Source organism: Liquorilactobacillus mali (assembly GCF_001437155.1).
GTDB lineage: Bacteria > Bacillota > Bacilli > Lactobacillales > Lactobacillaceae > Liquorilactobacillus > Liquorilactobacillus mali_A.
Window position 1 is genome coordinate 1 of the sequence record NZ_JQAR01000040.1, and the last position, 14,296, is coordinate 14,296.

The 14,296-nt window shown below is 35.1% G+C and carries 12 protein-coding genes; 8 read left to right on the top strand and 4 right to left on the bottom strand.

The genetic code is table 11. The features are described 5' to 3' along the window. Positions 1–101: 101 nt before the first annotated feature. The 4 genes from IV36_RS11210 to IV36_RS11225 all read right to left on the bottom strand — a co-directional run bounded on the left by IV36_RS11210 (position 102) and on the right by IV36_RS11225 (position 5,006). A complete protein-coding gene (locus tag IV36_RS11210; RefSeq protein WP_056992553.1) occupies positions 102–797 on the bottom strand; it encodes a type I pantothenate kinase in 696 nt (231 codons plus the stop codon). A 153-nt stretch (positions 798–950) separates the two neighbouring features. After that, entirely contained in the window at positions 951–2,549 is a 1,599-nt protein-coding gene (locus tag IV36_RS11215) for an acyl CoA:acetate/3-ketoacid CoA transferase (protein WP_056992555.1), read from the bottom strand. A 38-nt stretch (positions 2,550–2,587) separates the two neighbouring features. Next, entirely contained in the window at positions 2,588–3,805 is a 1,218-nt protein-coding gene (fabV, locus tag IV36_RS11220; protein WP_056992557.1) for an enoyl-ACP reductase FabV, read from the bottom strand. A 448-nt stretch (positions 3,806–4,253) separates the two neighbouring features. Continuing rightward, positions 4,254–5,006 (bottom strand): MIP/aquaporin family protein, encoded by a 753-nt coding sequence (locus IV36_RS11225; RefSeq protein WP_056992559.1) that lies wholly within the window; start codon positions 5,004–5,006, stop codon positions 4,254–4,256. Positions 5,007–5,379: 373 nt separating this feature from the next. Here IV36_RS11225 and IV36_RS11230 point away from each other — a divergent pair, with 373 nt between their 5' ends. The 8 genes from IV36_RS11230 to IV36_RS11265 all read left to right on the top strand — a co-directional run bounded on the left by IV36_RS11230 (position 5,380) and on the right by IV36_RS11265 (position 14,104). After that, positions 5,380–6,177, top strand: a complete 798-nt coding sequence (locus IV36_RS11230) for an enoyl-CoA hydratase-related protein (protein ID WP_056992561.1) — start codon at positions 5,380–5,382, stop codon at positions 6,175–6,177. A gap of 36 nt (positions 6,178–6,213) precedes the next feature. Continuing rightward, positions 6,214–7,152 carry a nitronate monooxygenase gene (locus IV36_RS11235; protein WP_082623770.1) on the top strand — a complete coding sequence of 313 codons (939 nt, stop codon included), beginning with the start codon at positions 6,214–6,216 and terminating at the stop codon, positions 7,150–7,152. Between the two features lie 337 nt (positions 7,153–7,489). Further along, on the top strand, positions 7,490–8,314 hold the full coding sequence (locus tag IV36_RS11240; RefSeq protein WP_082623771.1) for an FAD synthetase family protein: 825 nt from the start codon (positions 7,490–7,492) through the stop codon (positions 8,312–8,314). Between the two features lie 50 nt (positions 8,315–8,364). Continuing rightward, a complete protein-coding gene (locus IV36_RS11245; RefSeq protein WP_056992564.1) occupies positions 8,365–9,072 on the top strand; it encodes an MIP/aquaporin family protein in 708 nt (235 codons plus the stop codon). A gap of 104 nt (positions 9,073–9,176) precedes the next feature. After that, complete coding sequence (gene glpK, locus IV36_RS11250; protein ID WP_056992566.1) at positions 9,177–10,721, top strand: glycerol kinase GlpK; 1,545 nt, start codon at positions 9,177–9,179, stop codon at positions 10,719–10,721. A 62-nt stretch (positions 10,722–10,783) separates the two neighbouring features. After that, positions 10,784–12,529: an FAD-dependent oxidoreductase gene (locus tag IV36_RS11255; protein WP_056992568.1), complete on the top strand. Its 1,746-nt coding sequence runs from the start codon at positions 10,784–10,786 to the stop codon at positions 12,527–12,529. A gap of 173 nt (positions 12,530–12,702) precedes the next feature. Beyond that, positions 12,703–13,656 (top strand): FAD:protein FMN transferase, encoded by a 954-nt coding sequence (locus IV36_RS11260; protein ID WP_056992570.1) that lies wholly within the window; start codon positions 12,703–12,705, stop codon positions 13,654–13,656. Between the two features lie 34 nt (positions 13,657–13,690). Beyond that, complete coding sequence (locus IV36_RS11265) at positions 13,691–14,104, top strand: flavodoxin family protein (protein ID WP_056992572.1); 414 nt, start codon at positions 13,691–13,693, stop codon at positions 14,102–14,104. Positions 14,105–14,296: the final 192 nt, after the last annotated feature.

Consider the following 14,296-nt stretch of genomic DNA (forward strand, 5'->3'; position numbering starts at 1 on the left):
GAAAGAATCAGAACAAGTGTCTAGAAAAACATGTGCCAAATATTGACTTAGGAGCATGCTAACCTTATAAAGGTTAGCACATTTATAAAACGCTTACACATTTAAAAACAAATACTTCTAATACTATGGTTAAAATCCAACTTTAATTTTATAGTTGCTTTTACTTTTAAAGGTAATACATTATCATAGTAATTTTTCAAATTTATATTTGTCCAGTTATCTTTTACAATTTCTATAAATTTATCGTCACTTACATTATCTAATTGCGATAAATTTAATTTCAGGCATCGTTGCTTAAACCATTTATAGTTTGATGTTTCATCAACATCAATAAAAATAGATTCATTTAGTATTTGATAAAATTCAGGTTGCAGGATTAGTAATCCTTCTAAAATTACAATATCTGGTTTATTAACAATTACACTTTTATTTAAATTAATGTCATTAATTTTGTGGCTATACAATGGCAATTCGATCTTTTTTTTTGCAAGTATTGCGTGTATAAATTTTCTAATCATATTATAGTTATAACTTTCAGGGAACCCCTTTTTACTATATAAGTTACGTGCTTTTAATTGACTATTTGTGTATAAAAAATTATCTGTTGAAATATTAGAAATAGTTAGGTTAGGGAAACGTGTTTTACAAATTTTCTCAATTTCACTAGCCAAAGTTGTTTTCCCAGATGCAACATTTCCTGTAATGCCTATAACTACTGGCCGATCTCTTAAATTATTCCTAATTATAGAAACAATAAAATTTTTAAACGAGGAATTGTCCAATACTTTTGTCTCCATATATACTCACCTTGATTTTTAAGATTACTTATACCCGAAATAAGGTTTACATATTACTTATATGTGTTTTTGCTTTTAACTTTATGTAATTAAGATAAACGTTCTAATGGTTAATTGAGAACATCTATCTTAAAAAACTCAATAATATTACAACTAAACTGTAGTCATAGGTTTATGGGCTTTACTTAAATTATTATTTGTTTTCATAAGAGCTTCTTGAAAAATACGTTTGTCCATCTCGTGTAATTGTGGGCTAATAATTGGCTTGAAAGCCATATGATCTAAAACGTCTTTTTCTAAATCGATACCAGGAGCAATTTCGATAAGTTCAATGCCATCTTTTACGAGATGGAATAAAGCTCTTTCAGTAACATAGTAAATATGTTGCTTGTTTTCATACGCCACAGGTCCAGAGAAGGTTATTTGTTGTACGTTATTAACAAACTTGTCAAATTTTCCTTCTTTAAGAATATGAAGCTCACCATTAGAAATCTCTTCTTTTAATCCACCCGCAGTAAAAGTACCAGTAAATATAATCGTGGAAGTATTCTGCGTGATATCAACAAATCCTCCTGTTCCTGCAATTTTAGGTCCAAATTTAGAAACATTAACATTCCCAACTTTATCTGATTCTGCAAGTCCTAGGAATGTGATATCAATACCACCCCCATCGTAAAAATCGAACATATATGGCTCATCAATAGTTGATTCGGGAGCAATCGCACATCCAAAGTTTCCACCACCTAAAGGAACGCCACCAAAAGTGCCAGGTTCAACGGTAGTTGTTATATTGTCAGCGGCACCTTCCTCTTTTAAAATTAATGAGACAGTTTCAGGATATTTGCCAATACCATAATTTACTATAGAATCAGAATCCTTTTTAAACATAGATGCTCTTCGAGCTATCACTTTTTTTGCATCTAAAGGTACATTAATATCTTTAGCAGTTTTTAATATATTTTGATGAATGAAATCCGGATTATATAAGGTTGAAGTGCTTTGCATTGTCATAGCTTCATCTGAAGTCTCAACAACATAGTCAACCAAAACACCAGGTATTCGAATATCTTTAGGCTTTAATGAACCAGATTTTACAACTCGCTTTACTTGAACAAATACTTTTCCTCCATTATTGTGAGCTGCCATAGCGACAGATGTCGCTACTAGAGTTAAGGGCTCATCCTCAAAAGTAATATTTCCATTTTCATCAGCAAAAGTACCTCTTAAAAGAGCAACGTTAGGTTTAGGGACCTCATAAGCCAAATAGTCTTTATTATGAATTTTCACTTTGGATACCAAAGTATCTGCTTTAGCAGCATCATTTAAGCGGCCTCCACTAATGTCGGGATCAACAAAAGTCCCTAAGCCGACTCTATTTATTTGTACAGGCTTATGAGCTGCAGAATCACGGAAAATTTGTGATAAAACTCCTTGAGGAAAATTAAAAGCTTCAAAATCGTTATGCGCGGCAAGCGGCTGAAGTTGAGGAGCTAATGCCCAATGACCACCAACTAATCGGTGTAACAATCCTTTAACAGCAAAATTATTAGTTCCTTTATTCTTACCATCGCCTATCCCAGACGCATGCCAAACATCTATCTCTTTAGGGTGACCTTCAGTTTCAAAACGATGTTTTATATTTTCCAGTATTTCTTCAGGAACATCAGTTCCAAGGAAACCATCTAAGGCAATTATTGCTTTATCTGGTATAAGCTGAGCAGCTTTTTTACTATCAATAAATTGTACTGACATATAATTCATCTCCTAGCTATATTTATAAATAAATTTAACTACTGTTTTAATTTTTTAAGTTCATTTAAATTAACACTTTTTTGGTCAGCACCTGGAACTTCAAATCCATTTAACTGTAAAAATTCACGTTTGAAAGTCTCATACCCAGTGAATTTTGTATTAAAATTATCTTCTGTAATTTTACTCATAAGTTGATCGACTTTTTCTTGAACATCGGCACGCAATTCCCATGAGTCTGGTCTTAAACGACCTTTGGAATCTATTTCTCGTTTATTTCCATAAACCATATCTCTAAATAATCTATCTTTATGCAGGATAGGAGTTTCATGTGTACCAGTTTCTTCCTCAACTTTGTATAAAGCTAAACAATAAAGAGGGAAAATTGGAATAACAACAGATGCTTTAGTGGTTTGAGCACGAGAAACAGATATCAAAGCTTCTCCTTGAATATCATCAATACTTTTTTGAATTTTAAGTGATGATTTTTCTGCAGCATCTTTAGCCGCTCCTAATGTACCTTCATGGTAAAAAGCATAAGTACTTTTAGGCCCGATATAGGAAAACAAGATAGTTTTAAAACCATTTGCTAATACACCAGCTTTTTTAAGCTGATTTACCCAAAGTTCCCAATCTTCACCACCCATTACATGCTTGGTAGCCTCGACCTCTTCTTTAGATGCTGGTTCAATAGTCTGATCAACTAAAGTATTTTTTTCTAGATTAATAGTTTTACCGCTTACACTCTCACCCACAGGTTTAAGAACCGAGCGCCAAACTTCATTAGGATTGTTAGGATTAGTCCTTTTAGGAGCTGCTACAGAATAGACTAACAGGTCAATTTTTCCTCCAAAATCACTCTTTATATAGTCAATAACCTGCTCTTTCATAGACTGAGTGAAGCAATCACCAATAAAGTTCTTAGCTTTTAATCCTTTTTTTTCTGCCTCTTCACGAAAATAAATATTGTTATACCATCCAGCTGTTCCAAGCATGTTTTCATTCTTAGGTGGGCGTTCAAAGGCAACATTTATAGTATCTGCTCCTTGCCCGAATGCTGTAGTAATACGACTGGCCAATCCATAGCTTGAAGATCCTCCGACAATTAAAGCTTTTTTAGCTCCTTTGTAGGGCCCTTTACTTTGAACATAAGCAATTTGATTCAAAATTTCCTGACGACAACCATATGGGTTTACAGAACGAGCAAGGTTCCCCTTTAATTTTTCATTTAGTTTTACTAATTGCTCAGTTTCTGACATCCTTAGGACTCCTTACTATAATTTAATTTAGATCTAGTTAATCAACAGAATAAGCTTTAAAAAATACTATTTTTTGAAATAATAAAAATTACTGATTTATCTGCAAAATTACTAAGGAAAATATTATTCTTTGAGAGTATTCACCATTTTTTAACACGTTTACAAGATAGTAAACTAATTTTTCCCTATTCTTCAAACCTTTAAATCAAAATAAATAGTTATTATTTTCACAAATAGTAATAAACAAGAAACCGCTATACAAAGCTATTGAATTATAGAATTATACTTGTTTACACATTTACAGTATAACTATGTTCACCTTTTTTCAAATAACACATTCTTATTGCTTCCATAACTATTAATTATAGTATCTGATATATATAGCTTTATTAGAATAAAACAGAGTACAAAATAATTTAATATTATTTTAGATACATCTATTTTTATCTTATAAACCAAAACATATTTTATATACATATATGCCAATCACACCTCCAATAATTGTTGCAATTACAGGAATCAAACTATAGTTCCAATCCGACCTTCCTTTGTTAGGAATTGGCAACAAGAAATGTACTATGCGGGGCCCTAGATCTCGAGCCGGATTTAAAGCAGGACCAGTAGGCCCACCAAGAGATATTACTAAAGTTTCAATTACGAATCCAACTCCCAAATTTGCAAGGTCAATATTTTGTTTAAAGAACATTCCTCTGTATAGCCCCATTGCTACAAAAACAAGAATCGCAGTTGCTACTAATTCTGTCCAAAAACCATTAAGTTTACTTCCAGAACAATCAGCAGTAGAAAACGTTGCTAATATAGAATTCTTGTTATCTGTTTGCTTATAATGGGGCCAATAAACCAAAACTACCAATAATTGCCCAGCAATTGCTCCTAAAAACTGCGATAAAATGTATGGGAAAACATGCCTCCATGGGAAAATTCCTGCAGATGCTTCAGCAATAGTGATAGCTGGGTTAATATGATTACCAGATAAAGAACCAAACATCATGGCGGGTAGCATAACACCAAATCCCCATCCTAATGCAATAAACATCCATCCACCATTAGCTTGACCAGTTTTCCCATTGCCTGTTGTGCCCTTAAGAAATGAATTAGCAACTGCTCCATTCCCAAAAAGTACCAATATTAAAGTTCCAAAAAATTCTGCTAAATAACGCATAAACCATGTTCCACTCATAATAGATTACTTCCCTTCTTTTTATGATCAACTAAATAATTCAGACTATAACTAAAATAAATTTTGATGTAAACCCTTACAATAATGTCATTGATGCTATAACTTTATGTTATATAGCGCAGTATTCCTTGTCGCAAAAGCATCTATACTTTTTAAAGTTTAGTAAATTCACAAACTTTGTTAAAAAAAAATTTTTTTGAATTTTCTGCAATAGTTATAAAAGTTTAAAAATAGGCATTCCTCGTTTTAACAAAAATAAATTTTATTTTTATAAAATTGAAAAATTGTATTTCATAAGTATTATTAACGTTGAGAGTATTCATCAAGGTTATTTTAAAAGCGCTTACAATAATTATGAAAGGTGTGTAATGAAATGTTAGATACTAAAACGTACAAAAATGTTTTACTAGCTGTTGATAATGGAATAGCTACATTGACCATTAATCGTCCTAAGTCACTTAACGCATTGAATTCAGACACATTAACGGAAATAGGACAGGCTTTAGATGAAGTAAAAGCAAATGAGGAAAGTATTAAAGTGTTAGTTATTACTGGTGCAGGTGAAAAATCATTTGTAGCAGGAGCAGATATTTCTCAAATGCATAATATGAATTCATTAGAGGCTGCAAAATTATCAAAATTAGCCCATACTTCATTTCGAAAAATTGAAGATTTATCCCAACTTACAATTGCAGCAGTTAATGGTTATGCATTAGGTGGAGGGCTAGAGCTTGCAGCTTCATGTGATATCCGTGTTGCTTCTAATAAAGCAAAGTTTGGACAACCCGAAGTTACATTAGGAATTATTCCTGGGTTCGGAGGAACACAACGTTTAACCCGTTTAGTTGGGCGTGGTAAAGCAAAAGAAATGATTGCAACTGGCAAGATGATTGATGCAGAAGAGGCTGCTCGTGTTGGCCTTATTGAGGAAATTACAGAACCTCAAAATTTAATGACTAAAGTAAAAGAAATCGCAAACCAGGTTATGAAAAATGGTTTAATTGCTGTAGGAATGGCTAAATACGTTATTGACCGTGCTGCTGACTTGCCGCTAGATACAGCTATTGATTTTGAAACACAGTTATGGTCCGAAACATTCTCTACAAAAGACCAAACTGAAGGAATGACTGCATTTTTGGAGAAAAGGAAACCTACTTTTAAAGGGCAATAAAATATATTAATTAATAAATAATGGGAGATGTTTTAATTGAATAGAGTTACTAAACTTTTAGGTACTAAATATCCGATCATACAAGGCGCCATGCAAGAAGTAGCTACGGCAGAATTAGCTGCTGCTGTGTCGAATGGGGGAGGGTTAGGAATCATAGCTGCTGGTGGTAAAACACCTCAAGAAGTTAGAGAAGAAATTAAAAAAGCAAGAAAACTAACAAAAAATCCCTTCGCTGTTAATCTTATGCTAATGGACAGGAGTACTCCAGGAGTTGTAAAGGTAGTTATTGAAGAACATGTTCCAGTTGTAACCACAGGAGCTGGTACACCTAAAAATTACATGCCTGATTTAAAAAAAGCCGGTATTAAAGTGATTCCAGTAATTCCTAATGTTAAAATAGCCAAAAAAATGGAAGCGCTAGGAGCAGATGCTGTAATTGCAGAAGGAATGGAAGGCGGTGGACATATTGGAGAATTAACATCTCAAGTATTATGGCCGCAAATTGCTGATGCAATTTCTATTCCACTTATAGCTGCTGGTGGTATTGGCGATGGTCGAGGCGTTGTAAATGCTTTTGTTGCTGGTGCTGAAGGAGTTCAATGTGGCACTATCTTTTCAATTTCTAAGGAAAGTCCAGTAGGAGACAACTGGAGAAAAGCCGTTATCAATGCCAATGATGCTTCTACTGTTGTAGTTGGGCATAGTATCAGAGATGCTAGCCGAGCTATTCAAAATAAGAAAACAGAGCAACTCTTGCAATTAGAAAATCAGAAAGTTTCAAGAGAAGAGTTTAATAGCTCTATGAATGTGGGATTAAAAAACGCTGTCAAAGAAGATGATTCAGAAAATGGTGTTTTGTTTAGTGGCGAAATTTCAGGCTTAATTAGTGAATCAAAACCTGCTGCAGAAATTGTAAAAACTTTAATCGAAGAAGCAAAAAATATTGTTGATAATAAAAAAATAGAATTATTTTAAATACTCAACTATAGCATTTCAATTCTTTATTAAATTACAAAATTTAAGCAGGAATAGTACAATCAAGGTCAATTAAAGTACATGTCTTTGATAGAACTTCGTACAAGCTAAACGTTTTATAAACTAATTTGTTTAACTTTTTATGGAGTTCTATTTTTTTCAATAAATAAATACTTTCAGAAATTTATAGGTTAAAAGGTAAAGAGTGATGTGTGTGGAATATGAAATTATTTTGTATGTGAATACTTAAGATAGTCTAATAAAGAAAAAAGTATCAAAAAATTAGGGGGTTCTTAGATGCAAGTAATTTATCTGAACAATGTCAACTTAAAAAAAAATAAATTTTTTTCCTGTAGTACTAGCGCTAGGCTTTTTTGACGGTGTTCATCTTGGACACCAACGGGTTATAAAAATTGCTCGCCGTAAAGCTAAACAACAACAGCTCCCCTTAGCAGTAATGACTTTTAACAGACATGCCTCAATGTTATTTGACTCACAAAATAAGGCTTCTTTTCGATATTTGACTTCATTAAAACAAAAAATAGAGCTAATGCGGATGAATGGCGTTGATATTTTATATGTAGTGGATTTTAACTTGTCCTTTGCACAGTTAACCCCTCAGCGATTCATTGATCAGTATATCGTTGGCTTAGCTTCACGAGTAGTTGTGGCGGGATATGATTATACTTTTGGAAAATTCGGATTGGCAGATATGAATTTAATGAAAAACTATAGCCATGGGAGGTTTGATACTGTCATCGTGTCTAAATTAGAAGAAGGAAGGTCTAAGGTCAGCTCAACTAGAATTCGTAAGTTGATTGAAAGGGGGGATTTATTTAAAGCTACACAACTTTTAGGGCATAGTTATTTTTCTGAAGGTGAGTTAATCAACGGCGAAAAACTGCTATTGTTTAACAATCTGCAACAATTACCTTCACAAGGAAGTTACGAATGTATTATTAAAGTTCAAAGCAAAGAGTATCAAGTAATCGTCAACGTTAATAATATAATGTCTGCTACAAATGGTAAGGATTCTTTTATTGATGTCCTGCCATTTGAAAACAATTTGCCTGAATTAGTTCGCGTTAAACTTTTATGGCAAGAGAAAGTTGAGAGTAACGTAAAATACTTTGCAAAAACAAGCAATGTTGATCTCATTTAACTTCTAGTTAACTGAGACACATTGAAAATATAAGGAAGAAGGCGGTTTTATTGGATGGTTTTATTGGTGAATTAATTGGTACTTGTATTTTGATGATTATTGGTGCCGGATGCGGGGCCACGCTTAACCTTAAAAAATCCTATGGTCAAGCGAATAATTGGTTTTATGTTTCCATTGCTTGGGGCTTTGCGGTCGCTTTTGGAGTTTATGTTGCTGGTCAGTTTGGTTCCCAAGGACATTTAAATCCAGCAGTCACGCTCGGTTTTGCACTTTTTGGTTTTTTCCCTTGGAAAGAAGTTATTCCTTACATTTTAGGTCAATTCATTGGCGCATTCATCGGCGCAACAATTGTGGTAATTCATTACTATCCTCATTTTAAAGAAACTAAAACAGCAGAAGAAGGCAACACAGTCGGAATTTTTGCGACATTGCCAAGTATTAATAACCCTCTGTTCAACTTTTTAAGTGAAGTAATTGCGACATTTGTCTTTATCTTCACCTTACTTAATTTAGGTAATTTCACCCAAGGTCTTAAACCCTTAATTGTTGGCTTTTTAATTGCGACAATCGGGTTAGCTTTGGGGGGGACCACAGGCTTTGCCTTAAATCCAGCTCGTGATTGGGGCCCCAGGTTCGCATACACTATTTTACCGGTACCAAATAAAACAAATGCTCATTGGGATTACGCTTGGGTGCCTATGTGCGGTCCTTTAGTAGGCGGTATCCTGGCGGCCGGGTTACAGTTTATTCTGCATTAATTAAAGGGGGAGATGCTTAATAGATCTTTTAAAGACTCTATGAAAATAAATGTTCTTATTTCAACTTAATTAAATCTATAATTTTGAGTTTGGAGGAGAGAGTAATGGCAGAAAAATATATTTTAGCGATCGACGAAGGAACTACCAGTACACGGTCCATAATTTTTAATCATGATGGGAAGAAAGTAATTGATTCTCAAAAAGAATTTAGGCAGTACTTTCCACAGCCAGGCTGGGTAGAACATGATGCTAACGAAATCTGGAATGCTGTGTTATCAACTATTGCAAACGTTTTTATAGAATCCGGAATTAAACCTAATCAAATAAGCGGAATTGGGATTACTAACCAACGTGAAACGACTATTATTTGGGATAAAAAAACTGGGTTACCGATTTATCATGCTGTTGTTTGGCAATCAAGACAGACTTCAAAAATTGCGGACAAACTTATTAGCGATGGGCATAAAGACATGATTCATCAAAAAACTGGTTTAATTGCGGACGCCTATTTCTCAGCTACGAAAATTCGCTGGATTTTAGACCAAGTTCCTGGTGCTCAAGAAAGAGCCGAAAAAGGAGAATTATTATTTGGTACCATTGATACATGGCTAGTATGGAAACTAACAGGCGGGAAAGTGCATGTTACCGACTATTCTAACGCCAGTCGAACAATGCTGTTTAACATTCATAAGTTGTCATGGGATAAGGATATTCTTGATCTGTTGAATATCCCAGAAAAAATGCTGCCAGAAGTTAAATCAAATTCTGAAGTTTATGGTAAAACCGCAGATTATCATTTTTATGGCAGTCAAGTTCCAATTGCTGGCATGGCAGGAGATCAGCAGGCCGCGCTTTTTGGCCAATTTGCCTTTGAACCAGGAATGGTTAAGAATACCTATGGTACTGGGGCCTTTGTGGTTATGAATACGGGTACTTCTCCGCAGCTGTCAGATAATAACCTCTTAACAACTATTGGCTATGGAATAAACGGTAAAATCTACTATGCTTTGGAAGGAAGCATTTATGTAGCCGGATCTGCAATTCAATGGCTCAGAGATGGTATGAAACTTGTGGAAACCGCGCCTGAATCTGAAGCTGCCGCTAAGGCTTCAACAAGTAATAATGAAGTTTACGTGGTTCCGGCATTTACGGGGCTGGGCGCTCCATACTGGGATTCTGATGTTAGAGGTTCAGTATTTGGATTAACACGAGGTACTACTAAAGAAGACTTCATTAAAGCAACTTTGCAATCACTGGCTTATCAAAGTAAGGATGTGATTGATACCATGAAGTTAGACTCAGGAATTAATATTCCTAAATTAAAAGTAGATGGTGGAGCCGCAAATAATGACTATTTAATGCAATTTCAGGCTGACATATTAAATATTGAAATTGATCGAGCAGCTGACTTAGAAACCACAGCCTTAGGCGCTGCATTCTTAGCTGGTTTAGCCGTAGGCTATTGGGACAATACAGATGAAGTTCAAAGAATCCAAAAACCAGGTAAAATTTTCAAACCTCAAATGTCAGACACAGAACGTGAAACTCTGTATGCAGGGTGGCAAGCGGCAGTTAGTGCGGCACAAACCTTTGTTCATCAACCATACAAAGACTCAAGTAAAAATAAACAAGAAAAAGTTCACGTATAAAAATGTTGAACTGCTAGAAAATTATCAATTTTAAGTATAAAAATTAATTAGGAGGTTCGATTATGAGTTTTTCAATTAATAGTCGAAAAAGTGATATTCAAAAGTTAAAACGTGAACAACAGGATCTGTTGATTATTGGTGGCGGTATTACCGGGGCAGGAGTCGCTCTTCAAGCAAGTGCCGCTGGAATGAAAACAGCGTTGATTGATATGCAAGATTTTGGTGGCGGGACTTCCTCACGTTCTACTCGTTTAGTCCATGGTGGAATCCGTTATCTTAAGACATTCGATGTTGAAGTAGTTTCCGATACCGTTAAAGAACGGGCTGTTGTACAGCATATTGCACCTCACATGGTTCGCCCTGACCCGATGCTGTTGCCTATCTATGATGAACCGGGAACTACTTTTACAATGTTCTCGGTAAAAGTTGCAATGGATTTATATGATCATTTAGCCGGTATTAATAAAACACCTAACTTGAAAAAATATGCCAATTATATGTTGACTAAAGAAGAAGTTCTAAAACGAGAACCACAGTTAAATCCAGAAAACCTTGCGGGCGGTGGTGTCTATCTTGATTATCAGAATAATGATTCTCGTTTGGTAGTTGAAAATATTAAAAAAGCACATGAAAAGGGCGGCCTGATGGTTAGCCGCCTGAAAGCAATCAAAATTCTTAACGATGGCAATGGACATGTCATCGGCGTAAAAGTTAAAGACACGCTGACCAATGAAGAATTTGATATTCAGGCAAAAGTTGTTATTAATACTTCAGGCCCGTGGTCTGACTTTGTTCGTCATCTAGATGAAGACGAAGATAAAAAATCTCAAATGAGACCTACAAAAGGAGTTCATTTAGTGGTTGATCAGTCTCGCCTGAAAGTCCCACAGCCTACCTACTTTGGTTCTGGCACCAACGATGGCCGGATGATCTTTACAATCCCACGTGAAGGCAAGACGTATTTTGGAACAACTGATACTGACTACAAGGGCGATTTAACTAACCCACGTGTTGATATGAATGATGTTGACTATTTGCTTAAAATCATTAACAAAAAATATCCACATGCACATTTAACATTAGCCGATGTTGAAACTAGTTGGGCAGGTGTTCGTCCATTAGTTGCTGCTGAAGAACCTGAAACTGATGTTGTCTCAGGCGCAAGCGACGCAGGTAACGCCTCGGCCCCTTCAGCAGTGTCACGTGGAAGCTCTTTGAAAGTTGCCCAAGATGGACTGATCACTTTAGCCGGAGGAAAATTAACTGATTATCGCGTAATGGCCGATGGTGCTATGAAGAAAATTATCACAATTTTACATGATCAGTTTGATGAAAACTTTGAGGAAGTTAATTCAGCAGAATTAAAGGTTTCTGGTGGCGACTTTGATTCTGATAAAGCTGAAGAAATTCTTGATTCATATGCTAAACAAGGCGTAGCTAAAGGCTTTACTCCAGCAGAAGCCGAGGAAATCGTAACGTTATTTGGTTCCAATTCTCTCAAAATTTTTGCAGCTGCCGATAAAGCAACTGCAGCTCCTGGTTTGAGTTTGGCGGAAACACTTAGTTTGCACTACTCTTTAGATGAAGAAATGACCTTAACTCCAGTAGACTATTTGTTACGCCGGACTTACCATCTGTTATTCAGAAGTGAAACCCTTGATAAAGTTAAACAAGGCGTAATTAACGAAATGGCAAGATACTTTGCTTGGGATCAAGCAGAAGTTGCTGAACAAACTGAACTGTTGGATAAAGAAATTGCAGCAGCCAAGCTTGTTGATTTAAAGCACAATAGGAGCGTCACTAATTAAGTGTTAATTAGGTTATAAAAGAGCTATCAAATTGTTTTCATGACCTTATCGAAAAGATCATAAAAACTGTATGGTATTGTGAGCTTATTTCTTGTTATTATTACACTCAGGATAAGCTTATAATACCGTTATACATAATAATGTGACAAAAATTCATATTAGAGGCGTTTAAAATGGCCGTAGTAGCTAAAACTTATCATGGACTGGGAACAAAGATTATTTTAACCGTGTTTACTCCAGCAACAATTAAAGACCTTGATAATGCGTATACATTGGTCAAACACTATGAAGATCTTCTGACAGTTAATCGTATTGAATCAGAAATTATGGATATTAATCATGCAGCCGGAAATCATGCGGTTAAGGTCAGCTCAATTAGTTACCAGCTGGTGAAACAGGCTGTTGAAATCAGTCAAAAAGATTTGGGCTTTGACGTTGCAATAGGACCCTTGGTAAAGCTGTGGCACATTGGATTCTCAGATGCGCAAGTCCCGGCAGTTAGGGATATTCAAGCCCGTTTAAAATTAATTGACCCGCGACAAATAGAACTTAATGATGTAGAAAAATCCGTTTTCCTCTTACATGCAGGTATGGAACTAGATTTAGGGGGAATTGCTAAAGGATACATCGCAGATGCTATAAAGCAATTATGGTTAAATAATGGTGTTAACCAAGGAATTATTAATTTAGGTGGAAATATTGTATTGCTTGGTCCTGGCCCTCACCAAGATCAGCAATGGAAAGTGGGCATACAAGATCCTTTCGATGTACGAAATAGGCCACTAGGTGTATTAACCACTAAGGCATGTTCAGTTGTTACCTCTGGAATTTATGAAAGATTTCTAAATTATAATGGTCAAAAATATCATCATATTTTTGATCCTAAAACTGGCTATCCTGTTAAGACAAAGCTTGTAAGTGTAACGGTCATCAGTAAAAAATCAATTACAGGTGAAATTTGGTCTAGTATAGGTTTCTACAATGGAACAAATACTCTGAAACTATCTTCAATTGATGATTCACTTGGGTTTGTCTTTATCACACAGCAGCGACAAGTCTTTGTTACCAAAAACCTACGAAAATGCTTTAAAATTACTAATAGTAATTATCATTTAGCACAAAACTAAATTCTGCAAATATTTTAAATCAGGAGGTAAAGATATGATTGTCATAAGATATTATTCTAAAACTGGGAATACTAAAAAAATGGCAGAATTGATTGCCGAAAAGTTAGGAGTCAAGGCTGAATCTATTGCTACCCCACTGGCATCAGGACAAGTGGCTGACACCTTGCTTCTTGGAGGAGCAGTGCATATGATGTCACTGGACAAAGAATTAAAAGAATTTGTACAAACCTTAGATCCGCAACAGGTTAAAGAAGTTGTCATGTTTGGTACTTCTGGTGGTGTAATGTCGATTGAAAAGAAATTAACAAAAGTACTGGAAAAAAATAAACTAAACATTGCTAAACCACGTCTGTTTTTACATGGTTTAGCTCCTAGTATTTGGCACATTACACAGCATCAACGAGAAGAACTTGCAGAATTTGTAAAAGATACACAAAAAACATATTAAATAACTACAGATCATAAAATGCTAATTTGTTTAATTAGGTTTATACGCAAATCGCTCTTTTATTTTTCACTATATCAAAGAAAAATCCTTGAGTAGACAGTTTATGTAACATAATTCGAAACTTGCTCCTTTTGAGTGTACCCAGGTGGTACACTTTTTTAGTTGTGCTATACTAAGAAAAACATGTGTACC